The organism is Rhodoferax sp. AJA081-3, from assembly GCF_017798165.1.
GTDB lineage: Bacteria > Pseudomonadota > Gammaproteobacteria > Burkholderiales > Burkholderiaceae_C > Allorhodoferax.
The window spans coordinates 1,299,240-1,322,998 of the sequence record NZ_CP059068.1 but is presented as its reverse complement, the minus strand read 5'-3'; the positions used below and the strand labels follow the sequence as shown (position 1 = coordinate 1,322,998).

Below are 23,759 nucleotides of genomic sequence, written 5' to 3'. Positions count from 1 at the left end.
GAGTCACAAACATTATGTTCAAGTGGCTTCTCCATAACAGCCTGTCCAACCGATTGCTGGTCCTCATCGCCGCCCTGGTGTTGATGGCCTATGGCGCGTTCACGCTGTCGCGCACCCCGGTGGATGTGTTCCCCGATCTCAACAAACCCACTGTCACCATCATGACCGAGGCCGGTGGCATGGCAGCCGAAGAGGTGGAGCAACTGCTCACCTTCCCGCTGGAAACAACGATGAACGGCCTGCCCGGTGTGGAGAGTGTGCGCTCGGTCTCCAGCGCCGGCCTGTCCTTTATTTATGTCACCTTTGACTGGAGTACGGAGATCTTCCGCGCGCGGCAGATGGTGTCCGAACGCCTGTCGGCCATGGAAGAAGGCTTGCCCGCCGGTGTGGTGCCGCGTATGGGGCCCATCAGTTCCATCATGGGCGAGATTTTGCAAATTGCGATCCCCATCGACACAGCAAAAATTTCACCGATGCAGGTGCGCGAGTATGCCGATTGGGTGCTGCGCCCGCGGCTGATGGCCGTGCCCGGCGTGGCACAGGTGATACCGATTGGCGGCGAGGTGCGCCAGTTCCAGGTGCAGCCCAATACGGCGCGTATGGCCGAGCTGGGCATCACCCATGACCAGCTGGAGGACGCGCTCAAAGGTTTTTCGTCCAACACCTCGGGTGGTTTTCTGGAGCTCAATGGCCGCGAATACCTGATCCGCAACCTGGGCCGAACCTCGCGCCTGGACGATTTGAAGAACCTTGCACTGACGACCAAGAACGGCCAACCCATCTTGTTGCGCCAGATTGGTGAGGTGGTATTTGCACCTGCCATCAAACGGGGCGACGCGGGTTTTGAAGGCAAGCCGGCGGTGATTCTGGGCATCCAGAAACAACCCACAGCCGACACCATTGCGCTGACCCGCACCATCGAATCCGCGTTGACAGACATGAAGCGTTCTTTGCCTGCGGGCATGGACGAACCCCAGGTCACTTTCCGCCAGGCCAGTTTTATCGAGGCATCCATCACCACGCTGCAGGGCAAGCTGATCGGTGCGTCGATTTTTGTTGCGGTGATCCTGTTCTTCTTTTTGGGCACGCTGCGGCCGACCATCATTGCGCTGACCGCGATTCCGGTGTCCATCTTCACGACGGCGCTGGTGTTCCAGTACTTCGGGCTGTCCATCAACACCATGACACTGGGTGGCCTGGCCATCGCCATTGGTGGTCTGGTGGACGATGCGGTAGTGGATGTGGAGAACGTGATGCGCCGCCTCAAGGTGGACCGCGAACGCCACCCCGACCACCGGTTGAACCCGCTGGAGCTGGTCGCCAAAGCCAGCATGGAAGTGCGCTCGGGCATCCTCTACGCCACCGTCATCATCGTGCTGGTGTTCCTGCCGCTGTTTGCGCTGCCAGGCATGGAAGGTCGGCTCTTCGTGCCCTTGGGCATTGCTTTTATCGTCTCCACACTGGCTTCGCTGTTGGTGTCGGTCACAGTCACACCGGTGCTGGCCTACTACCTGTTGCCCAGCATGCGCGCGCTAGACCATGGGGATACCCGGTTGCTGGCCTGGCTCAAACGGGGCTACCAAAGCAGCCTGCAGCGGGTGCTGCTTGCGCCCAAGGCGGCCCTGGTGGCCAGTGGCGTGGCGGTGTTGCTGGCCGTGGTGGCCGTGCCGTTTTTCGCCAAGACCTTTTTGCCGCCCTTTAACGAAGGCACCTTGCTGATCGGCCTGCGGCTCAACCCGGGTGTCACACTGGCCGAGACATCTGCCTTGGCGCAGCAGGCGGAGAAGCTGGTCCGGCAGGTGCCCGAGGTCACGTATGTGGGGCGGCGCAGTGGCCGGGCGGAGCTGGACGAACATGCCGAAGGTGTACACGTCAGCGAGCTGGATGTGGGGCTTAAGCCCGCGTCCGAGTTGACACGCTCCATGGACGCCATTTCTACCGACATCCGCGCCCGCCTGGTCAATCTGCCGGCGTCTATTGCGATTGGCCAACCGATCTCTCACCGCATAGACCACATGCTGTCGGGTGTGCGTTCACAAATCGCCATCAAGATTTTTGGTGATGACCTGGACACCTTGCGCGGGCAGGCCGATGTGCTGCGGTCCAAGCTGGCCAACGTGCCCGGCCTGGCCGACCTGGAGATCGAAAAGCAGGTGCTTGCGCCGCAGATCAAGGTCCGGGTGGACTACGCGGCGGCCGCGCAATACGGCGTGCCCACACCGCAGATCCTGGCCACGCTGCAAAGCCTGGTGGAGGGCGAGAAAGTGACCCAGATTGTGGAAGGCTCGCGCCGCTTCGCACTGGTGGTGCGCCTGCCCGAGTCTGCGCGTTCGGTGGAAGGCCTGGGCAATATCCTGCTGCAAACGCCTGCAGGGGCCGTGCCGCTGTCCAAGGTGGCAACGATTGAAGACAGTGATGGCCCCAACCAGATCAGCCGCGACGATGGCAAACGCCGCATCGTGCTGTCGGCCAATGCGCAGGGCCGGGCGCTGACCGATATCGTGCAAGACATCCGCAAGGTGGTGGCCGACGTCAAACTACCCGAGGGTTACTTCATCACGCTGGGCGGGCAATTCCAGGCGCAGGAAGAGGCGTCTAAGCTGGTGGGCTTGTTGTCCATCGTGTCGCTGGTGCTGATGTTTGTGGTGCTGTACAGCCGTTACCAGTCGGTCACGCTGTCGGCACTGATCATGGTCAATATTCCGCTGGCGCTGGTGGGTGCGGTGCTGGGCTTGTGGCTATCGGGCCAGCCACTGTCGGTCGCGGCGCTGGTGGGCTTTATCACGCTGGCCGGTATCTCGGTGCGCAACGGCATTCTCAAGGTCAGCCACTACATCAATCTGATGCGCATCGAGGGCGAAGCGTTTGACCACCAGATGATTGTGCGTGGTTCGCTGGAGCGGCTGAGCCCGGTGCTGATGACCGCGCTGGTAACAGCCTTTGCATTGGCGCCTCTGCTGTTTGAAGCCGAGCGCCCAGGGACCGAGATATTGCACCCCGTTGCGGTGGTGATTTTCTCGGGCCTGATCAGCTCTACGCTGCTAGACACGTTTTTGACACCGGTTCTGTTCTGGCTGTTTGGCCGCAAAGACGCCGAGCGTTTGCTGGATGACCGCAACGCAGAAGCATTCTGATTTTTTACCACCCTGAAAGGAAACTGTATGAAACTCTCTCAACTCTTCGCAAGCCTTGCCCTGGTCGCCGCGGGTGCGGCATTTGCAGGCGGTGACCACACCCCGCAACACGGTGGCATCTTTGTGGGTGGCAAGGCCATGGACTATGAACTGGTCGCCAAGCCCGATGTGTTGCAGCTCTACCTGCGCGACCATGGCAAACCCCTGGACGCCAGCAAGGCAAAGGCCAAACTCACCCTGCTGGTGGGCTCCGACAAACAAGAGGTCGAACTGCAACCGATGGCTGACAAGTTGGAAGCCAAGGGCAGCTTCAAGGTGCCGGCCGGCACCAAGGTGGTGGCCGTGGTGTCGCTGGCCGGCAAGTCGTCTACTGCACGCTTTGTGCTGAAGTAGTTCAAGCCAAATCGGCCACTAGCCCCCGTAACTATTCATTCATACGCTATTGTTTTTATAGTGGCTTGTAGTCTGCTTATTCAGGGCTTGCCGGTGGACTTGCAACCGCAGTCAGTGGCACACGCAGGTGGCGCAGCGCGCTGCTGCCGTTTGCGCCACAGCCAGACCGCCAAGGGGCTGATCACCAACAGGGCCGCCGCTGCCAGCCACCAGCCATTTGCCAACCAATCGCTGGCGGAATACACGCCCAGGCTGGCCAGCAGGGTTGCGGCCAGGGGCGCGACCAAAGGTAGACAGCAGACCCCGCAGGCCACAACAGCCGCTGCAACGGCGGCGGCTGTGGCTTTCCCTGTGGCGGGCGGGGCTTTGTGAATGGAAAACATGGAACGGTCCTTGTGTTGTGTGCAATAGTGCAGGCCGTACGGTAGATGCTCAAGCAGCTTGAGGTGCAAGCCCTTTTTGAGAGAAATTTTCGAAATGTCCAACTCTCCACTCACCATCGGAGCCCTGGCAGCCCACACGCGCTGCAGTGTGCCTACCATCCGTTACTACGAGCAAATTGGCCTGTTGCCCAACCCGGGGCGTGCGGCCAACGGCCACCGCTACTACAGCCGCCGCGACCTTACCCGCCTGACCTTCATCAAGCGGTGCAGGGACTTTGGTTTCCCCATTGAGCAGGTGCGGGTGCTGGCCCAGTTGTTTGAGGAAGGTGACCGTGCCTGCCGCGAGGTGCGTGACCAGGCACAGCAGCACCTGGACGCCGTGCGCGCCAAGCTGGCCGAACTGCGCCAGCTGGAGGCCAGCTTGGAATTGATGGTGGGCAATTGTGATGCCACCTGCAGCGCAGGGCCTACCAAAGACTGCTGCATTCTGGCGGACATGGCTGCCGCCACATGACGATGGACACCCTGGCGTTGACCCGAACCTTTGGCTTGTTTGTTGCCACGGCAGTTGCCGAGTTGGTGGGTTGTTACCTGCCCCTGTTGTGGCTGACTGGCAAAGGCCCAGCCTGGCTGCTGGTGCCTGCGGCCCTCAGCCTTGTGGTCTTTGTCTGGTTGCTGACCCTGCATCCTGCTGCCAGTGGGCGTGTGTATGCCACCTATGGCGCGGTGTACATCGCCACGGCGCTGGCTTGGTTGTACTTTGTGGATGGCGTTGCGCCCACATGGAATGATTACGTGGGTGTGGGCCTGGCACTGGCCGGGGCGGGAGTGATTGCGCTGGGGCATCGCACGGCCTGATGGCTCACGTATGAACCGTAGCGTCCTTTTTGCACTTTTGGCTGCCGCCCTGTTTGGTGCCAGCACACCCTTTGCCAAACTGCTGGTGGGGCATATGCCACCGGTGCTGCTGGCTGGGTTGCTGTACCTGGGCAGTGGATTGGGGCTGACGCTGATCCGCCTGGTGCGGGACCGGGGTTGGCAGGCACCGGGGCTCAGCCGTGCGGAATGGCCCTGGCTGTTGGGCGCCATCTTCTTTGGTGGTGTGGCCGGCCCGGTCGCCCTGATGTTTGGCTTGATGACAACCAGTGGTGCCAGCGCGTCATTGCTGCTGAACCTGGAGGCTGTGTTGACGGCGGTCATCGCCTGGGTGGTGTTCAAGGAGAACGCCGACAAACGTATTGTGTTGGGCATGGCCGCCATCGTGGCAGGCGGCCTGGTGTTGTCCTGGCCCGCGCAGAGCACCCGCTTGGTCGACTGGTCGGGGCCCGTGCTCGTATCCCTTGCCTGTCTGTGCTGGGCCATTGACAACAATTTGACACGCAAAGTGTCGGCGTCGGACGCGCTGTTCATCGCCAGCAGCAAGGGCATCATGGCCGGCCTGGCCAATACGGTGTTGGCACTGAGCCTGGGTGCTAGCTTGCCCAGTGTGGTCACCACCCTGGAAACGATGGCGGTGGGTCTGCTGGGCTACGGTTTCAGCCTGGTGATGTTTGTGCTGGCCCTCCGGGGCCTGGGCACCGCGCGCACCGGCGCTTACTTTTCTACCGCGCCATTTGTGGGCGCGCTGATTGCGTTGGTGGTGCTGGGTGAGTCCGCCGGACCCCAGTTCTGGATCGCGGCGCTGCTAATGGCCATTGGTGTCTGGTTGCACTTGACCGAAAAGCACGCGCACGAACACGAACATGGACCGTTGGATTACGAGCACACGCGCACGCATGGAACCGTCCGCCACAGCCATGAACATTTTCCCGATGTCCACCATCGGCATGGGCATTGATCGCGTCGTGTTTGCACATCGCCCGAATGGGCGGATGGCTTGGATTCAATCTAGTGAGTATTAGAATGAAGCCATGAACAACCGCGCCCTCAAAGACCTTTTGTACGAACAGGTGTCCCGTGTGGGCAAGGCCCTCTCCAGCCCCAAGCGTTTGGAGATTCTGGAGATGCTGGCCCAGGGGGAGAAGGCGGTTGAAACCATCACCGCCGAAGTCGCCATCGACAACAAACTGGCCAGTGCCCACCTGAAGGCTCTGAAAGAAGCCCGCCTGGTGCAAACCCGGCGTGACGGCAAACGCATCTATTACAAACTGGCGGGGCCGGATGTGGCGCAGCTTGGCGTGGTGCTGCGCCAGGTGGCAGAAGAACATCTGGTGGAGCTGCAGATGGCGGTGCAGAAGATGGCAGCGGACCCCGACCACCTGGTCAGCGTGGGCCGCAAGGAGTTGATGGCCCAGGCCAAACGCGGAGAGGTCATCGTGCTGGATGTGCGCCCGCAGAACGAGTTTGACACTGCACACTTGCCCCACGCACGGTCCATGCCTTTGGCCGAGCTGGCCCAACGTCTGGATGAACTGCCGCGCGATGTGGACATCGTGGCATACTGCCGTGGCCCGTTTTGCCTGATGTCGGATGAGGCGGTCAAGCTGTTGCAAGCCAAAGGCTACCGCGCACGTAAAACCAGTGATGGCATCAGCGAGTGGCAGGCTGCGGGTTTGCCGCTGGCAAAGTGAAGCTCAGGCCGTTGTGGTCAGCGGTTTTGCCGGATTCAGGCGCGGGTGTGTTTCCTCCCCCAACCACCACAACACGCCGCCCGATACCAACATCGACACGGCCACAAACCAGAAGGCTGCCTGCATCTGGCCGGTGAAGTGCGCCGCCAGACCCAGGCCCAGGGCACCAATGCCGTAGCCCAGGTCGCGCCAGAAGCGGTAGATGCCTATGGCCGAACCGCGCCAGGCAGGGTGTGCAATGTCGGCCACCGCCGCCGAGAGGTTGGGGTACAACATGGCCATGCCCAAGCCCGAGACACCGGCAGCAACCGCCCACCACGCCACGCCGTCACCCAGCACCATGGCGGCCACACCGGTCCCGCATATCCACATGCCGCCAATGTTGAGACCGTGGCGTCCGATCCGGTCCGACAGCCTGCCGGTGAAAAGCTGGGACCCACCCCACACCAACCCATACACACCAATGATCCAGCCCACGTTGGTCAGGCTGACGCCCTGCTGGTACAAGAACACGGGGTAGAACACCCACACCAGCGCGTCGACAAACTTCTCCACCAGCCCCGCCTGGCTGAGCGCCATCAGGCGTTTGTCGCGCCAGCTCATGAGGGTGAAAATTTCCCAGGTGGATGGATTGGCAGACACGTTCGTGGGATACCGTGGACGCAACTGCTGAGCAGACCCCGGCGCATGTTTGGCTGCCTCTGCCTTGGCCCAGGGCAGCGTGTCCTTGACCCATAGTTGGGTCAGCAGCAGGGCCGAGGTTATGACCACCGTGCCGAACACCATCAGGCCTTGGCGCGCGCCGAACCGCGTGGCCAGGTAGGCCGTGAGGATGCCGGCCAGTGCCACCCCCACGTAACCTGCAAACTCATTCAGCCCGAGTGTTAATCCGCGTTCTTCCAGCCGTGTGATGTCAAGCTTGGCGGTTTGTGTCATCGACCAGGTAAGCCCCTGGTTGATGCCCAACAACACGGTGGCCACCACCACCCAGCTCCAACTCGGGGCGTACCAGACCATGACGGGAATGGGCAACGCCACCACCCAGCCCAACAGCAGCACCCGCTTGCGGCCCACCCGCTCCGACAACCGACCCGCCACAAAATTCATGACACCCTTGACCAGGCCAAAGGCGACAACAAAAGAGCTCAGCAGCAGAAACGAATTTTTAGGCACACCAAAGTCGGACTCTGCAAGGGCGGGCACCACCGTGCGTGTCATGCCCAGGGTCAGCCCGACCAGCAACACCTGCAGCAGCAAGTGCAGGAATTGCCCGCGGTTGTGGCGGATGCCGTGGTGGAGTTCCATGGTTGTTTCAGGCCGAAATATTGGCGGCTACCATACGGTCCATCTCAGCGGGGCTTGGTGTGGCGGTGGCCGTCAGCTCACGCACAAACGTGTCGCGGTCCATGCTCAAAAACGGGTTCCACCGCTTCTCAAAACCCATGGTGGAAGACGGCTTGCCCGACAGACCCGCTCCGCAGGCACTGCCCGCCTGGTGGCCGGGGAAAATTTCCAGTTGATGGGGCAGGTTGAGCAGCTTCTGGCTCAGGCTGTCAAACAGCAGTCCTGCCATTTCCTGCTCTCGCCCAGCCAGGTCCGGGCGCCCGACCGCACCGACAAACAAAGTGTCTCCCGTGATGGCGAACCAGGGTTCGTCACCGCGCCGCGCGTCTGTCACCAGCAGGCAGATACTGTCGAGTGTGTGGCCCGGTGTGTGTATGACTTGGACCGTGACATTGCCAAGCGCCAGCAGTTGTCCGTCCACCAGTGGGGTGAAGTCGAAGCCCACGAAGGATCGGGCACTCTCATGCAGGCAATACGGTGCGCCAACGCGCGCCGCCAGCGCCCGCCCCCCGCTGTAGTGGTCGGCGTGCACATGGGTGTCGATCACGTGGGTGATGCGCACCTGCGCAGCCTGGGCCTGCTCTACAAACCAGTCTTCGTCACCTGCCACCACGTCAACAGCCACCGCCAGACCATGGCCCGCGCAACCGAAGAAGTAGGACAGAGACGACGCATGTGCGGGCAGTTGTTTGAAAAACATGGTGGTGTTGTGGCCGTCCTGGCAGCCAAAGGATTATTTGATACGCATATTCTAAGGGATATTAGATTGTTAGGTGATCAAGCGCGCTCTGGAGCGGATGGCTTAGAGCAAAATCGGCCTCTTGCCCCCGTCAATATTCAATGTATTGCTATGTTTTTGAAAGCAAAAAGCCACCCGAAGGTGGCTTGGTCGGCACGTGCGCGGCGCGGTGGGTTGGTGGCGAATTGGTGGATTAACCCGCGCTGGCGTATTTGACCGAGCAGCCGTAGGCCCCGGTCACCGGTTTGCTGACGGGCTTGCCGGCAGCCGTCTCGTTGATGGCCTGGGTCACGTAGTTGGTGGCTGTGGCGATGTCGCCGGGGTTGGCGCTGGCCTTGCTGTCAATGGCACCGGCGTAAACCAGTTTGCCGGCCGGGTCTATCAGGTACATGTGGGGAGTGGTCTTGGCACCAAAGGCCTGGCCCAGTTTGCCGCCGTCCATCAACAGGGCCTGGGCGGTGGTCTTCTGGTCTTTGAACCACTGGGCCAATTCGGCGGCCAGCTTGCTGTCTTTCTCGCTGCCACCGGTGGTGTTGACCTGCAGCCAGACCACCCCTTTGCTGGCGGCGTGCTTCTGGGTGGCCTGCATGTTGCCGCTGGTGTAGTGTTTTTGCACAAAGGGGCATTCGGGATTGGTCCACTCCAGCACCACGTATTTGCCCTTGAAGTCTGCCAGCGACACAGCTTTGCCGGCCGTGTCGACCGCCGAGAACTGGGGTGCCGGTTGCCCCACCTGGGTTTGTGCGTGGGCGTGTCCCACAAACGCCAGACTGGCTGCCAGCGCGGCCACTGCCACGATTGTGTGTTTCATCGTCATCATTGCTGTAGTTCCTTGTTGGGTCACCATCGACCGGGTTCAGAAAAGACGCCGGGCTAGAGGCGTGGACCTTGGGACCTGCGGTTATGCAAAAAGTTCACCCGCGGAGCGTAATAGGCTCCAGCGCATCGGTTTGCGCCAGCACCCGGCCAATCGCCACCGTGTGTGGGTAGCCCAGCTGGCGCAGCGCAGCGATGCAGGCTTCGGCCCGGTCGGCGGGCACGCTGGCCAGCAGACCACCAGCGGTTTGCGGGTCAAAAATCAGCGGGTAGCGCGGGTGCGAGACCATGGCCTCCTGGTTGCGCAGGGCGCGGCGCAGGCGCACGTTGGCCCCCTGCAGCGAGCTGACGATGCCGGCGGCCACACACTCCTGTGCGCCGTCCAGCAGGGGCAGGGCGGCCAGGTCCAACTCGGCGTCCACCCCACTGGGGCGTGTCATTTCCACCAGGTGGCCCAGCAGGCCAAAGCCGGTCAGGTCGGTACAGGCGGTGGCGCCGTGTTCGCGCAGGCATTGAGCCCCCTGCTGGTTGGACACCACCATGGATTGCAGCGCCGCGTCTATCCAGCGGCCCTTGGCGGCCAGGCGGGCGTGGGCCGCAAACAGGGTGCCTGTGCCTATGGGTTTGGTGAGGATCAGCACGTCGCCCGGGCGCATGCCGTTCTTGCGCAGAATTTGCGCGGGGTCGTCGGCAATCAGGCCGTTGATGGCAAAGCCCAGGGCCAGCTCCTTGCCCTCGCCGGTGTGGCCACCCACCAGCGCGCAGTTGGCGGCGTTGAGCACTTCCAGCGCGCCGGTCATCATCTGAAACAGCAGGTCTTCGACCTTGCTCTCCAGGCCCGGCGGCACGGTGGCAATGGCCGTGGCCGATTGCGCCTGGGCACCCATGGCCCAGATGTCGCCCAAAGTGTGGTTGGCGGCTACCTTGCCAAAGAGGTAGGGGTCGTCGATAAAGGCCCGGAAAAAGTCCACCGAATGCACCATGGCCATGCCCGGCGGCACCCGTACTACGGCGGCATCGTCGGGGTCTTTCAGGCCCACCACCACATCGTCGCGGTCCACCGGGTGCAACTGGCCCAGTGCGCGCGACAACACGGTGGCCCCCACCTTGGCACCACAGCCGCCGCAGCGCATGGCAATGGCCGATATGGCTTGCAGTGATTCTTCAGACGTCAGCGCCACCGTGCTGGGGCTGGGCGCCTGCTGGGGCGCTGCACCGGCTTGCATGGGCGCCAGGACCTGGAACTTGCGCATGAAGCCTTGGTCAATGTGGTCTTTCCAGCGCCAGACCCAGGCACCCCCAAAACCCAGCCAGCCGCGCGAGGCTATGGCATAGCGGTCGCCCGTGCTGATTAGCGCCAGCCATTTGCGCTGCGGGTGGTAGGGTTTGGGTGCCTTGCCTTGCACGCTTAAGCGCAGGTTTTCGGTCAAGGGCGGCCCCTGGCGCACGGCAAACACACCGGCCTTCTCCAGCGGATGGTTGACCATACACGCTACGTCACCCGCGGCAAAGATGCTTGGGTCGGAAACCGATTGCAGCGTGTCCAACACCTGTATGCAGCCATCGGCGTCCAGGGCCAGGCCGGTGTCTTGCAGCCAGGCGGCGGCTCCGGCGCGGGTGACCCATACGATTTCGTCCGCATCCACCACTGCGCCAGACGCCGTCAGCAATCGCCCGTGCGTGACTTGGGTGACAGCGGCCTGGCGGTGCACAACCACGCCGCGCGCGGACAGCACCGTGTCAAACCGCCGGCGCACGCCGGAGTTGTGGGTGGGCAGGATCACATCGCGGTCGGTGAACAGGTGAAAGACTAGCTCGTCCGGGTTGCGGCCCAAAGACTGCAAGACCTTGCGCAAGCGGTATTGCATGGCCAGCAGCAGCTCCACACCACCGGCTCCGGCACCCACCACGGCCACCGTGGTTGTGCCGGGGTGGCTCTGCACACGCTGCAGCAGGGCCAGCCAGCGGTCGTTGAAACGCGCGATGGGTTTGACGGCTACGGCATGCTCCGCGGCGCCCGGAACACCATGGGCCTGCGGTGTGGCACCCATGTTGATGGACAACAGGTCGTACGGCACCGGCGGGCGGTTGCGGCACAACACCTTGCGGTTGATGCGGTCCAGGCCAACGGCCTCGTCGCGGTAGAGCCGTGCACCGGCAAACACGGCCAGGCGGCTCAGGTCGATGTGTACGGCATCAAAATCGTAGTGGCCTGCGATGTAGCCGGGCAACATGCCGGAATACGGGGTGTGCACATCGGTGCAAATGACGGTCAGGCGCACACCGGGCATGGGCCGCATGCCAAAACTTTTGAGCACGGCCACATGGCTGTGGCCACCACCCACTAAAACAATGTCGCGCAGAATCGGTTGGTCAGGGGCTTGCATGCGGTTAGAGTGCCTCGGTGGCGGGGGTGTGTACGAGCAGTTCGCGCACCAGCTGCAACAGGGCGGCTTGCTCGTTGGCGGGCGCAAACAGGGGGGCACGCTGGGCGCATTGGGCTTGCAGCTGGCTGTAGAAAGGGCTGTACAACGGGTCGGCGGTAGGGTGTTGTTGGGCCGCACGGCAGCGCAGCAGCGCGTCGGCCAGGCCCTGGGCATCGCCGTGTTCAAAATAACCCGCGTAGTCGGCACCCAGCATGCCCATGTTGCCCGCAATACGCGAGGCCAGCACGGGGGTGCCGCTGCACACGGCCTCCATCAGCACATGGGCGCCACCCTCCATGCGGCTGGCATGCACCAGCACATGGGCGTTTTGGATGCGCCGGCGTGCAGCGCCGTGGGGCAGGCCACCCAGCCAGCGGTATTGCGGGCATGCGGCGGCACAGGCTTGGGCTTGCCGGCCCAGATCGGCATCCAGCGCGTCGCCAATGTGGTCTATCAAAATGTCGGTGTGGTGTGCGAGCAGGCGGGCCGCAGTCAGCAGGGTCTGGGGAGATTTTTCATCGCGCAGATGGCCCACCATCACGGCCCGCAGGTGCCGCTGGGTTTTTATCAAAGGCTTGTGTGGCGTGACCGATTGGAAAATCACACGGGTTTTGGCGCGGTGTTGGGGCGGCAGGTCATCGGGCGCGCGCTCTTGCAGCACCACCAGGCGCCGCGCGTACACCAAAGAGGCCTGGGCCGATGCATCGGTCTGGATGTCGCGGTACAAGTCCGTGCCCGTCAACACCACACCCAAACCGGGTGCGTTGGCAGCGGCTCCCTGTGCCTGCGCCCAGCGGGCGATAGGCCCGGCCGAGCGTTTGGCGTGCAGTGCCAGCATCACATCAAAGGGTTCACCGTGCCAGTCTTGCGCAATGGTGGTGTGGTAGGCCGGGTGCAACATGCGGGACCAGCGCCAGGCGGTTTGCCAATTGCCATTGTTGGCCGATGCCGCGGCCGGGCTGATGATGAGAACACGGGGCAGGGGCATGGCGGGTGGCTTGGTGTGCAGGGCGGGTGCGTTTCGAGTCTAATCGACCGGTTGTTTTTCCCTTTGGAGTTATCCCCATGCTGAATACCCCCCGTTTTCGCCCCCTGCACGCCGTACTGGCGCTGGCCTTGACCCTGTCCGCATCCCTGGCACAGGCGCAAGCCGTGTTCAAGGTCACCGCCATCCCTGACGAGGCGCCCACCGAGCTGGCCCGCAAGGCCGCACCACTGGTGAAGTACCTGGAGAAGACCCTGGGCATGAAGGTCGAGTTCACCCCCGTGACCGACTACGCCGCGTCGGTGGAGGCCCTGGCCAACAAACAGGTCGACCTGGCCTGGTACGGCGGCTTTACCTTTGTGCAGGCCAATGTGCGCTCTGGCGGCAAGGCCGTGCCCCTGGTGCAGCGCGAAGAAGATGAAAAATTCCGCTCGGTCTTCATCACCAGCGACCCCAGCATCAAGACCCTGGCCGACCTGAAGGGCAAGAACGTGAGCTTTGGATCACAGTCCAGCACCTCGGGCCATTTGATGCCCCGTAGCTTCTTGCTGCAGGCCAATATCGACCCCGACAAGGATTTCAAACGCGTGGCCTACTCGGGCGCACATGACGCCACCATCGCCGCCGTGGCCGCTGGCAAGGTCGAGGCCGGTGCGCTGAACATCTCGGTCTGGGAAAAGTTTGTGGCCGAGGGCAAGGTGGACACCACCAAGGTCAAAGTCTTCTACACCACGCCCGGCTACTTTGACTACAACTGGACCGTGCACGCCGACATGCCCGCCGCTCAGCGCGAGAAGCTGACCAAGGCCTTCTTGAGCCTGGACAAGAGCACGCCCGAAGGCAAAGAGATTCTGGAGCTGCAACGCGCCACCCGTTTCATCCCCACCAAGGCGGACAACTACAAGGGCATTGAGGCAGCGGCCCGTAGCGCTGGATTGTTGAAATAGTGTCAACGGGCGTTTGCTTCGAAGTTGATAGCGAACTACCTATATTTCACGGGGGCTAAAGGCCAATTTCGCATATGAAGATCCAGCTACAAGGCCTCTCGGGCTGCCACCCGGCTGCCAAGACCGGCGCTGCACCCGCACTGCACGCGGTGAGCCTGGAGGTGGCAGCGGGTGAGCAGGTGGCCATCATCGGGCCATCGGGCGCTGGCAAGACCACGCTGCTGCACCTGCTGGCCTGTGCGCTCAAGCCCTCGGCGGGCCGCCTGTTGCTGGACGGCCAAGACCCCTGGCAACTGTCGCGCGGCGCCTTGCAAAGGCAGCGCGCTGCGCTGTTTCTGGCACCCCAGGTGCCGCCGCTGCCACCGCGCCAGCGGGTCGTCACCGCGGTGCTGGCAGGGCGCCTGCCCCACGAGGGCCTGTGGACCAGCCTGCGCAGTCTGTTCTACCCGGTCGACATTCCCCGTGCCGAGCGTGCCTTGGCCGGGTTTGATGTGGCCGACAAATTGTTTGAGCGTGTGGACCGCCTCTCGGGCGGTGAGCGCCAGCGTGTGGGACTGGCGCGGGCCCTGGTGTCGCAGGCCAGCTTGCTGCTGGTGGACGAGCCCCTGTCGGCGCTGGACCCCACCCGTTCGCAACATGCCGTGCAGACCCTGACCCAGGCCGCACACGCGCGGGGCGCCACGCTGGTGGCCACACTGCACCATGTAGAGATGGCGCTGGCCCACTTTCCGCGCATCGTGGGTTTGCGCGACGGCGCATTGGCCTTTGACCTGCCCGCGGCCGATGTGACGCCCGCACACCTGCAAGCGCTGTATGCGCAGCACCTGCACGAGCTGCATGGCGCTGCCCCCGCGCCAGAAGATGGGCCACCCGCTGCACCCGCCCCGGTGGCCATGCAATGCAGGTAATCAGCCCCACCGTGCGCGACCCCGCTTGGGCTGCGCGGGTGTTTTGGGCACTGGCCGGCCTGGCCGTGTTGTGGCCGGCCCTGGTGCTGGCCGAGTTCAAACCCTGGGTGCTGCTGGAGCCGGGTGCGCTCAAACCGGCACTGCACTTTGTGGGCGACTTCTTCCCACCGCGTGCGGATACGGAATTTTTGGTACTGCTGGCCCGTGAGACCTGGCGCACCGTGGCCATGGCCACGGCAGGCCTGACGCTGGCGCTGTTGCTGGCGGTGCCGCTGGCGCTGTTGTCGGTGCGGGTGTTGTCGCTCTCCGCATTGGCCGGCGCCATGGCCCCCGTGCCTTTGGTGGTGCGGCAACTGGTGCGCTGGGTGCTGACCCTGCTGCGCAGCGTGCCCGAGCTGGTGTGGGCACTGGTGTTTGTGCGCGTGGTGGGGCTGGGCCCCACATCGGGTGTGTTGGCCATAGCACTCACCTACGGCGGCATGCTGGGCAAGGTGTATGCCGACATTCTGGAGAGCAGCGACACCCATGCCACGGCCAGTCTGCTGCGCAACGGCACGGGGCGCCTGCAGGCCTTTTTTTACGCGCTGCTGCCACAGACAGCGGCCGAGCTGACCAGCTACACCGTCTACCGCTGGGAATGCGCCATACGCTCCAGCGCGGTGCTGGGCTTTGTGGGCGCGGGTGGCTTGGGCCAGTTGATGGACTCATCGATGAAGATGTTCAATGGTTCCGAGGTGGCCAGCATTCTGTTGGTCTTTATGGCGCTGGTCTGGTTGGCAGACCGCATGAGTGCGGCGTTGCGCAAGGCTTTGGCCTGACACACCATGCAAAGCCCACAACCCCCAGCCACGGCACAGTGCGCCGCCAACGACACCTACAAGCTGCCGCCCAAATTGTTTGATGCACGGTGCAAGGCCTGCTGGCTGGTGCTGGGCGTGGTGGTGCTGGTGGTCGCCAGCTTTGCAACGCTGAACCTGCAGTGGGCGCAGTTCTGGTCGTGGGATGCCATGCAACGCATGGGGCGTTTCCTGGCGGAGCTGTTGCAACCGGCCATGGGCGGCGCGTTTGTGGCCAAGGTGGCCCTGGCCGCCCTGGAAACGCTGGCCATGTCGGCCGTGGGCACGCTGCTGGCCGTGGTGTTGGGCCTGCTGTTGGCGCTGCCTGCCGCACGTGTGCACGCACAAGACCCGGCCCGCTGGCGCGGGCTGACACGTTTAGTACTCAATGCCCTGCGCAGCACGCCCGAGCTGGTGTGGGCCGCGCTGCTGTTGATTGCTGCAGGCCTGGGCCCCTTTGCCGGCACGCTAGCCCTGGGGCTGCACACGGCAGGTGTGCTGGGCCGCCTGTTTGCAGAAGCGATTGAAAACACCACACCAGGCCCCGCCTTTGCGCTGCGCGTGCGCGGCGTGGGCGAGGGGCGCGTGTTTTTGTATGCCACGCTGCCGCAGGTACTGCCGCAGTTGCTGAGCTACAGCCTGTACCGCTGGGAAAACAATATCCGCGCCGCTGCCGTGCTAGGTGTGGTGGGGGCTGGCGGCCTGGGCCAGATGCTGGCCTTCCACATGGGCCTGTTCCAGATGGGCGAGACCAGCACCGTGCTGCTGGCCATGCTGGTGCTGGTGGCGCTGGTGGATGCCTTGAGCTATGCGGTGCGCAAGGCGCTGTCGCGGTAGGGCGTATGTGTTACTCCGCCCAAGTTCAAGAGTCTTACGACGAGTACTGCAAACAGTTTGGCGCAGACATTGACATCGAGACCTTCTCCCACCTGTACGGGATGAAACTCTATGACAACCGCATCAAGACCCCACCCGGAATGGACGCAGCTTTTGCTGCCGACACCCGTACCGAGATGCAACGGATTCGAGACGCCATACAACAACACAGGGCGCAGCAGGTCAGCAAACTGGGGCAAGAAATTGTGGAGCAACGCGAAAGGCTGGCCAAGGCCGAGCTATGCCTTCAAACCAAGCCCACAAAAAAGGCCACGGATGACAAGCGCATTGCCACCAACAAGATAGAACGCGCACTGGAAAAGCTGGCCGATCTGCAGCGGACGGACATCAAGAGTGGCGATTCCAGAATGTACCCAGGCTACTACGTGCCGGTGCTGATCATGGAAGACGGCAAAAAGATCGTGCGGCCCATGCGTTACCAATGCAGGGTGGCCGGAAGCCCCGAGAACTTTGACACCCGATTCCCCGGCACCTACAACGCCCGCCTGGACAACCTGGACGGCTTCTGGCGCAAGCAGTTTGGCTACACGCATGGCGTTGCCATCGTCACCGCCTTTTACGAATACGTGGTGGGTGCGGACGGCGCAAAGCTTGTATTGGAGTTCAAACCCCACACCGGGCACAACCTGTACGTGGCATGCCTGTGGTCACATTGGACAGCGCCGGGCAAAGACGACCTCTACTCCTTCGCCTTTATCACCGATAACCCACCTGCCGAGGTGCTGGCCGCGGGGCATGACCGCTGCATCATCCCGCTCAAGCGAGAAAACGTCGATGCCTGGCTGGACCCAGACCCCAACGATCTGGACTCGCTGTATGACATCCTGGAGGATAGGGAGCGGCCTTATTATGAGCACCGTTTGGCGCCATGAAGGGTGGGCATACTGGGATGTGGGGTTCTGCTTGTCGTTCAGTAAGCCGTCTACCATGGTCTATCGGTCACGTAAGTTGTCAGTGGTTTTCAATGGAATAGCATCGCGGCTGATAAACGCCAATCGTTGGAGCCTATGCCCATTCTTGTTCGCCTCGTTGCTTTGACTCTCGGTGGAGTGGTAATCGCGGTACCCGTGATGCTTTCTCTGTTCGTCGCCAGTGTTGAGCCATCCAGGCCGATCAGCCTTTCCTGGGTCGCTCCGTCTGCGCTGGGCGGATTTGTCGCTGCACTTGGATACTTGTCTGTTGCGTTCTATCCAATGCGAGTTGCCACAAGCGTACTGCTGCGCATAGTCGTTACATTGCTGATGGCATTTCCCTGCATGGCTACCCTAAGCCTGGTTTTCGTGACTCACGCATCAGAAGTTGTCGTTTCGTGCGTCGTTCTACTTCTGGCAACGGTGTGGCTACTTTCCGCCTGTGTTTGGCCAGCGTGGCTTGCCGGCTCCAACCCTGCGGCCCATACAGACGCTGCACGATAGCGCCGCGCAACGCCAGTTACTTCACCGACCTACAAAGCCACCGTACGAAACCCCGCAAACACATCGGCACGATGCGGCTGGAAAAAATTGCGGTAACGCGGGTTGTGCATGCGGTCATGGGTGGCAAATGCACCGCCACGCAGCTCGCGGTGGTCGCCGCCAAACCAGGGCTGTGAGTACTCCTGGTAGGGGCCCGGTGCAAAGCCCGGGTAGGGCGCAAAGCTGTCTGCCGTCCATTCCCATACGCTGTGGCCCCATGCAAAGTCCAGCTGTGTGCGCGCGGCGTATTCCCACTCGGCGGCGCTGGGCAGTCGTCTGCCGGCCCACAGGCAATAGGCCTGGGCTTCAAATGCGTTCAGGTGTAGGGCCGGTGCATGGGGTGGCAGTGGCAACCATTGGTCAAACCAGCGCATCTCCCACCCGCTGCTGGCCGTGCGACGCCAGCGCTGCGGGTGTGCACAGCCCGACTGTGCCCGCCACGCACCGGCCTGCGATGGCCAGTATTGGGCGTTGTCGTAGCCACCGGCGTCCACAAAGCGGGCGTAGTCCATGGCGGACACGGGCGCGCTGTCAATGGCAAAGGTTTGCAATGGCACGGTGTGTGCCGGGCTCTCGTTGTCAAATGCAAAGCCGGGGTCGCCTGCGTGGTAGCCCAAACAGACGTCGGCCGCAGACACGTTTAGGCTCCTGCGTTCGGTGACCGTCGGCAGCGCAATACCTGCGGGGGCGGGGTAAGCCAGGGTGGCACGCATCCAGCAAAAGGCCTCGCCATGCATGTCTTCGTGGAACAGTGCCAGGCGGTGGAAGTAGAGCGCGTCGTGGCTTAGGGTGGCTGCCGTGTCAGCGGCATCTGGCAGGGCTTGCAGGCAGGCTTGCAGCTGGTCTTGCAACATGGTGCCCAGCGCTTCGCGCGTTGGCATGGGTTCTGTCCAGCGCCGGGCATGGGCCAGACGTGCCGAATCCAACAGCGCATCGGGCCCGGCAAACCGCGGTGGATGCTGCGCCTGTGCATAACCCTGCGCGTCACGGTGGTGGGGTCCGCGCAGTATCCAGAACTCTGCAAACCAGGCGATGTGTGCCAGCTCCCACGCAACCGGGTTGATGCCGGTTTGCGGGTGGGGGCTCCACTGTGCTGCGCTCAAATCGAGGACAGCCGCCAGCGTCTGCTGGCGGCTGTCGCGCAGGGCCTGTGCCAATGCGGTGCCAGACAGCTGCCGTGCGGCGTCCATCACACCGGCCTGCCCAACATGGCTACGGTGGTGTAGCGCACAGCGACGGTGCCACCGGATGCGAGCTGTTGAAACAGCGTGCGCACGTCTTGGCTGGCTTGTTGCCCCTGGGCAGAGTCCCGCGGCGGCATGTACGAACGGGAGAACACCAGGCTCAACAGTCCTGCTTCGCTCAAACGGTGAGCGTGCGGCCAGGTCAGCACCAGCGGCGTCTGGGTGCCGAAGAAGGCCGGTACCTGGCTGCGTTCGTCATGCGCCAGCATGGCACCGCGCTTGGCACCACCGTACTGGGCAAAGATGCTGTCCAGTGCGGTGTGCAGTGGGTCGCCGCCCAAGCGGTCATTCCAGATCAGCGCGACCTGGCCTTGCGGTTTGAGGACACGCAAGAACTCGGTCCGAGCCGCCGCAATGTCAAACCAGTGGAAGGCCTGTGCCGCGGTGATCAGGTCCACGGAGTTTGCGGGCAAGGGTAGGTCTTCGGCGGTTCCGCTGGCGCTGCTGTAGCCCTTCAGGTGGGACAGCGCGTGGTCGGCCGCAGCGCGCATGCTGTCGCTGGGCTCTATGGCAGTGACTGCGTAGCCCTGTGCCAGCAGCCCCTGGGTCAGCAGGCCGGTGCCTGCGCCAATGTCGGCCACCTCTGCGCCGGGGTGCAGGTCGCATTTGGTGCGCAAGGCATCAAACAGTGCTGCGGGGTAGTCGGGGCGCGAGGCGACGTAGTCGTTGACCTTGGATGAAAAAATCTGCCCTGTGCCGCCTTGGGGTTCGTACAGTGCGCGGAGTTGGGCGCCAGAGTCGCAGGAGGGGGGTGTTGTTGCGGGCATGCCCCAAGTGTGCCGCATCCTGCCCGGCCTTTGCACTGCGGGTGCGCGCAGCAGCAGTTAGACTCTCCGCCCCTTGGTCACAATGCACAACATCCAATCTGCGTTTATGAATATCACACTGCGCCCGGTAACGCGAGAAAACTTTGAGGCCATTACAGGCCTGAACCTGTTGGACCATCAACGCGATTTTCTTGCGAGCAACTCCTACTCCATTGCAGAGGCAAGTCTCTTCCCCTGCCTGGCGACACGGGCGGTGTATGTTGACGAACTGCCGGTGGGTTTCATGATGTATGCCTACCCTGAGCCTGGTGAAGAACCTCCCGGCGAGTACGGCATCTGGCGGTTCATGATTGACTCAGATCACCAAGGAAAGGGGTATGGTCGCCACGCCTTGGCCTTGCTCTTGGCCGAGATTCAATCCCGTGGCGATGCGCGCCGCATTTTCATCTCCTACGTGCCAGGCAACCAGCAGGCGCAGGCTTTTTACGCCAGCTTTGGCTTTCGAGAGTTGGAGATTGATGAAGAGGGAGAAATGGTTGCTGAGCTGGTGTGCATGTAGGCGGCAAGCTGAAACCACGCCTGCAGGGTGAAGCTAGTCCGTTACTGGCACAGAAGCAGGGCTCTTGGCGGAATCGGAAGATCCACCGATCTTGTCGGCCACTTTGTTCGCAGCTTTGCCGGTTGCATTGGCGCCGCGTTCCACGCCACGCGCAGTCGCTTCAGCGCCGCGCTCAACGCCCTTGGCTGCAGCATTGACACCGCGCTCAACACCGCTGGCCGCCGCTCTCGCACCCTTTTCAATGCCGGTGGCTGCTGCACTGGCGCCACGCTTGATGGCATTGGCCACTTTGTCAACGGGGCCAGGGTTGGACTTGATCGGGGCGTCCGTCGTTTGCTGTGCGCTGGCATGGCCAGCCATAGCGAGTGTGATGGACAGAACAACCAGGGTCTTGGACAGGATGGGCATGGCAGGTGGGATGTGGGTGGTGGTGTTGGCGGAATGATAGTTCTTCTGCGAATCAGTCGGCCACTACTGCACCAGGGTACCTGCAAGGCACCAACCACTATCGACTGCACTATCGACTGAAAAATACGGCGGCACTGCGCGCTGGCACCGTAAATTGCCCTGTGGTGCCGAGAACCCGTGCGCCGTCACGTACCCGCGTATCGGCTGCGTGTGCGGCGGCCTGCACCGGGTGCAAGCGGTATGCCTTGCCCGCCGCATCCGGCAGCGTGAGGGTGTGCGCCACCTTGTCCACATTGATGAAATACAGCAGCTCCTGGAAATTTGCACCGGCGTAACCACGGCCGTTCAGATGGCCCACCAACACCACAGGGTTTTGTGTGGGGCCGGTGTTGGGAAAGCTTAGGCGCTGCTGGATGTCGGCCGCCGTGCGCAGCCGGAACAGCGTGGAGCTGGCGCGGATGGCCAGCAGGTCATTGAAAGCATCGCGCGTAAACGCAATGTCGGCTGGCGTGGGGCGCAGGCTGGCATCGGCCAGCAGTGGGCGCATCAGCGGCCAGCTCTCTGCGTTGTCGGCCTTGGGTGGCAGGCCGGTGCCGAAGAAGTTGGTTTGAAAAGTCCAGTCCAGCCGGTTGAACCAGTCGCCGGAGTCATAACTGTTGCGGTCCAGCGACTTGGAGCGCAGGATCTCGGTGCCCGCATGGAAGTAGGCCACGCCCTGGCTGAAGGCATTGATGGCCATGGCCAGCACCTGGACCCGTGCGCGATCCTCGGTGCTGGTGCCCACGGGCAGCTTGAAGATGTTGTTGTCATACAGCGTTTGGTTATCGTGGTTCTCTACATAGTTCACAACTTCGGACGGCTCACTGGTATACCCCGCGGGTTGGCCGGCGTAGTCGATTTCGGAGAGTTTTTTGCGCTGGCCGGTGTGGGTCAACATCTCAAAATTGCGGATGGACCCGGCCAGGCCCACACGCACCATGTCGGCCGTGCGCAGCAGGTCTTGCTGCGTGGCGGTGGACAGCACATTGCGGCCGTAGACCATGCCGTTGGTATAGCCCTGGCTGCGAATGAGGGCTTCACCGTTGTCGCCCGCGCTGCCGCCGCGCACCGCGTCGCGCGCCCGGTCGCTGAAGGTGCCAATGCCGCTGCCGTTGAGCGACAGTTGGGATGCCTGCACAAAACGTGCGCCGTTGGCCACTTCACCAAAATTCCAGCCCTCACCAATCAGGTTCACGTGGCGGCCGGTGGCCTTGTTCACCCGCGCCTGCAGCGCCTCCATCACGGCGCGTGGCTGGTGTGCCATCAAATCAAAGCGGAAGGAGTCGATGCGGTACTGCTTGGCCCATAGCACCGCCGAGTCGACCATGAGTTTGCCCATCATCGTGTTCTCGGTGGCGGTGTTGTCGCAGCAGGTGGAGCGCTCAATGCCGCCGTTGGCATCCAGCCGGTGGTAGTAGCCGGGCACGATGCGGTCCAGTACCGATTGGGCGTGTTGGCCGGATGCGCTGGTGTGGTTGTAGACCACGTCCATGCCCACGCGCAAATCTGCAGCGTGCAGGGCCATCACCATCTGGCGCAACTCTCTGATACGCGTGGCGCCGTCGTTTGCATCGCTGGCGTAGCTGCCTTCGGGTGCATTGAAGTGCAGGGGGTCGTAGCCCCAGTTGAAGCAGTCTTTGGCCGCCATCGCCGTGCTGGCGGCTTGGGGGGCTTCGCTGTCGCCCTTCGCGGGTGTGGCGATGGCAGGTGTGGTGCAGGCGTGTTCGGGCACGGAGGCAAGGTCGAAGATGGGCAGCAGGTGTACATCGGTCATGCCCGCTTTGGACAGTGCACGGAGGTGACGCATGCCGTTGGATTCGGTTTGGGTGAAAGCCAGGTACTTGCCGCGCTGGGCTTCGGGCACTGTGGCGTCACCTACCGAGAAGTCGCGCACATGCAATTCGTAGATGGCCATATCCACGGGTGCTTTGACGCGCCGTGGTGTGGTGTGTTGGTCCCAACCGGCGGGCTTGAGTTTGGCGTCGCCCATGTTGGCGATGTAGCTGCGCTGCGAATCCGCGTTCAGACTGACGGCATAGGGGTCGGTGACACGGTTGCGCACCAGGCCCACGCCGGGCACAAACACATCGACGAGGTAGCTGTAGTAGTGACCGCTCAGATTGCTGCCGTGCCGGTAGCGCCAGGCGCCGTTGGAAACATCGCGCTGCAGCGCGAGGACTGCAACGGTGGCGCCATTCGCGCTGTCAAACAGACAAGCGTGGACTTGCTGGGCGGTAGGGGCCCAAACCTTGAGCTGGGTGTGGCGCGCGCCCAGGCTGGCACCCAGGTCAGGGATGCGGGCTGCTGCGGCATAGGCATCGTCCAACGCGCCGGCCTGTTGCAAGGGTGTGGCCTGCAGTACGCGGCCGTTGGCATCTTCCTGCACCAGCAGCAATTGGCCCTGGCGCAGCGTGTGCAGGCGCCGCAGGTCCGCGGTGTGAACCACCAGCAACGTACCGGGTTTGACGTAGGCGAAACGCTGGGCCATGTTTGCCGGGAGCGGTTTGGTGTGCAGCATGAGCGCCAGCGGTGCGCCGTCCGACCCGGTGACGGGCACACCGGGGGCGGCCTGCAACTGGCCGGTTTTGGAGTGGTGCAGCGCAAAGCGCCCCTGTGCGGTGGCGCCGGGCCATTGCAGCAATTGCCGGCTCAGCCACACGGCCTGGGGTGCAGGCGGGCTCGCCTGCGCAGAGTTGGGCACGGCGTGCAGCACGGTCTGGAAGCTGTTGGCGTTGCAGGCAGCCAGCACGGCTGAGGGGGTCGTAGTAGCCGCTGCGCCGCTGCCAGCAGCCGCCAGTGTGCAAGCCAGTACGCAGCCGCTGACCAGGCGGTTAAGACAGTTGAGGGAAAGTGTCATAGGTTAAATCGGGTTCTAGCCCCCGTGAAATATGCCTCATGCGCTATCAATGT

General features: G+C 62.8%; 22 protein-coding genes. 12 read left to right on the top strand and 10 right to left on the bottom strand.

From position 1 onward, the window contains the following. Positions 1-14 precede the first annotated feature (14 nt). Positions 15-3,134, top strand: coding sequence for an efflux RND transporter permease subunit (locus tag HZ993_RS06135; RefSeq protein ID WP_209396369.1), 3,120 nt, complete (start codon positions 15-17; stop codon positions 3,132-3,134). 27 nt (positions 3,135-3,161) lie between these two features. Further along, the gene (locus HZ993_RS06130) at positions 3,162-3,527 is read left to right on the top strand and encodes a hypothetical protein (RefSeq protein ID WP_209396368.1); all 366 of its coding nucleotides are present in this window, start codon (positions 3,162-3,164) and stop codon (positions 3,525-3,527) included. An 80-nt stretch (positions 3,528-3,607) separates the two neighbouring features. Here the strand turns inward: HZ993_RS06130 and HZ993_RS06125 are convergent, their stop codons facing one another. Beyond that, positions 3,608-3,910 (bottom strand): hypothetical protein, encoded by a 303-nt coding sequence (locus HZ993_RS06125; RefSeq protein ID WP_209396367.1) that lies wholly within the window; start codon positions 3,908-3,910, stop codon positions 3,608-3,610. A gap of 94 nt (positions 3,911-4,004) precedes the next feature. Here HZ993_RS06125 and HZ993_RS06120 point away from each other — a divergent pair, with 94 nt between their 5' ends. The 4 genes from HZ993_RS06120 to HZ993_RS06105 all read left to right on the top strand — a co-directional run bounded on the left by HZ993_RS06120 (position 4,005) and on the right by HZ993_RS06105 (position 6,480). After that, on the top strand, positions 4,005-4,424 hold the full coding sequence (locus HZ993_RS06120) for a helix-turn-helix domain-containing protein (protein WP_209396366.1): 420 nt from the start codon (positions 4,005-4,007) through the stop codon (positions 4,422-4,424). Continuing rightward, positions 4,421-4,768: a YnfA family protein gene (locus tag HZ993_RS06115; RefSeq protein WP_371816968.1), complete on the top strand. Its 348-nt coding sequence runs from the start codon at positions 4,421-4,423 to the stop codon at positions 4,766-4,768. The genes HZ993_RS06120 and HZ993_RS06115 overlap by 4 nt, the downstream gene beginning before the upstream one ends. Before the next feature lie 10 nt (positions 4,769-4,778). Beyond that, positions 4,779-5,747, top strand: coding sequence for a DMT family transporter (locus HZ993_RS06110; RefSeq protein ID WP_209396365.1), 969 nt, complete (start codon positions 4,779-4,781; stop codon positions 5,745-5,747). A gap of 73 nt (positions 5,748-5,820) precedes the next feature. Next, the gene (locus HZ993_RS06105; RefSeq protein WP_209396364.1) at positions 5,821-6,480 is read left to right on the top strand and encodes a metalloregulator ArsR/SmtB family transcription factor; all 660 of its coding nucleotides are present in this window, start codon (positions 5,821-5,823) and stop codon (positions 6,478-6,480) included. Positions 6,481-6,483: 3 nt separating this feature from the next. Here the strand turns inward: HZ993_RS06105 and HZ993_RS06100 are convergent, their stop codons facing one another. The 5 genes from HZ993_RS06100 to senB form a co-directional block, all read right to left on the bottom strand. Continuing rightward, on the bottom strand, positions 6,484-7,785 hold the full coding sequence (locus HZ993_RS06100; RefSeq protein WP_209396363.1) for an MFS transporter: 1,302 nt from the start codon (positions 7,783-7,785) through the stop codon (positions 6,484-6,486). A gap of 7 nt (positions 7,786-7,792) precedes the next feature. After that, on the bottom strand, positions 7,793-8,524 hold the full coding sequence (locus HZ993_RS06095; RefSeq protein WP_209396362.1) for an MBL fold metallo-hydrolase: 732 nt from the start codon (positions 8,522-8,524) through the stop codon (positions 7,793-7,795). Between the two features lie 232 nt (positions 8,525-8,756). Next, on the bottom strand, positions 8,757-9,374 hold the full coding sequence (locus tag HZ993_RS06090) for a redoxin domain-containing protein (RefSeq protein ID WP_371816967.1): 618 nt from the start codon (positions 9,372-9,374) through the stop codon (positions 8,757-8,759). A gap of 103 nt (positions 9,375-9,477) precedes the next feature. Next, positions 9,478-11,766, bottom strand: a complete 2,289-nt coding sequence (gene selD / locus HZ993_RS06085; RefSeq protein WP_209396360.1) for a selenide, water dikinase SelD — start codon at positions 11,764-11,766, stop codon at positions 9,478-9,480. A 4-nt stretch (positions 11,767-11,770) separates the two neighbouring features. After that, positions 11,771-12,793, bottom strand: coding sequence for a selenoneine biosynthesis selenosugar synthase SenB (gene senB / locus HZ993_RS06080; RefSeq protein WP_209396359.1), 1,023 nt, complete (start codon positions 12,791-12,793; stop codon positions 11,771-11,773). 77 nt (positions 12,794-12,870) lie between these two features. On the opposite strand from senB, the gene HZ993_RS06075 reads away from it, so the two are divergent. The 5 genes from HZ993_RS06075 to HZ993_RS06055 all read left to right on the top strand — a co-directional run bounded on the left by HZ993_RS06075 (position 12,871) and on the right by HZ993_RS06055 (position 17,250). Then, positions 12,871-13,737 carry a putative selenate ABC transporter substrate-binding protein gene (locus tag HZ993_RS06075; RefSeq protein WP_209396358.1) on the top strand — a complete coding sequence of 289 codons (867 nt, stop codon included), beginning with the start codon at positions 12,871-12,873 and terminating at the stop codon, positions 13,735-13,737. 74 nt (positions 13,738-13,811) lie between these two features. Next, the gene (locus tag HZ993_RS06070; protein ID WP_209396357.1) at positions 13,812-14,645 is read left to right on the top strand and encodes a phosphonate ABC transporter ATP-binding protein; all 834 of its coding nucleotides are present in this window, start codon (positions 13,812-13,814) and stop codon (positions 14,643-14,645) included. Then, positions 14,636-15,463, top strand: coding sequence for an ABC transporter permease (locus HZ993_RS06065; RefSeq protein ID WP_209396356.1), 828 nt, complete (start codon positions 14,636-14,638; stop codon positions 15,461-15,463). The genes HZ993_RS06070 and HZ993_RS06065 overlap by 10 nt, the downstream gene beginning before the upstream one ends. Positions 15,464-15,469: 6 nt before the next feature. Further along, a complete protein-coding gene (gene phnE / locus HZ993_RS06060; RefSeq protein WP_209396355.1) occupies positions 15,470-16,318 on the top strand; it encodes a phosphonate ABC transporter, permease protein PhnE in 849 nt (282 codons plus the stop codon). 5 nt (positions 16,319-16,323) lie between these two features. Beyond that, positions 16,324-17,250, top strand: coding sequence for an SOS response-associated peptidase family protein (locus tag HZ993_RS06055; RefSeq protein WP_209396354.1), 927 nt, complete (start codon positions 16,324-16,326; stop codon positions 17,248-17,250). A gap of 572 nt (positions 17,251-17,822) precedes the next feature. Here the strand turns inward: HZ993_RS06055 and senA are convergent. Beyond that, positions 17,823-19,022: a selenoneine synthase SenA gene (gene senA, locus HZ993_RS06050; protein ID WP_209396353.1), complete on the bottom strand. Its 1,200-nt coding sequence runs from the start codon at positions 19,020-19,022 to the stop codon at positions 17,823-17,825. Then, complete coding sequence (locus tag HZ993_RS06045; RefSeq protein WP_209396352.1) at positions 19,022-19,843, bottom strand: class I SAM-dependent methyltransferase; 822 nt, start codon at positions 19,841-19,843, stop codon at positions 19,022-19,024. Before HZ993_RS06045 ends, senA begins: the two co-directional genes overlap by 1 nt. 82 nt (positions 19,844-19,925) lie before the next feature. Here HZ993_RS06045 and HZ993_RS06040 point away from each other — a divergent pair, with 82 nt between their 5' ends. Then, positions 19,926-20,402 (top strand): GNAT family N-acetyltransferase, encoded by a 477-nt coding sequence (locus HZ993_RS06040; protein ID WP_209396351.1) that lies wholly within the window; start codon positions 19,926-19,928, stop codon positions 20,400-20,402. A 33-nt stretch (positions 20,403-20,435) separates the two neighbouring features. Here the strand turns inward: HZ993_RS06040 and HZ993_RS06035 are convergent, their stop codons facing one another. Then, entirely contained in the window at positions 20,436-20,810 is a 375-nt protein-coding gene (locus HZ993_RS06035) for a hypothetical protein (protein ID WP_209396350.1), read from the bottom strand. 109 nt (positions 20,811-20,919) lie between these two features. Then, complete coding sequence (locus HZ993_RS06030) at positions 20,920-23,706, bottom strand: alpha-1,6-glucosidase domain-containing protein (protein ID WP_209396349.1); 2,787 nt, start codon at positions 23,704-23,706, stop codon at positions 20,920-20,922. Positions 23,707-23,759: the final 53 nt, after the last annotated feature.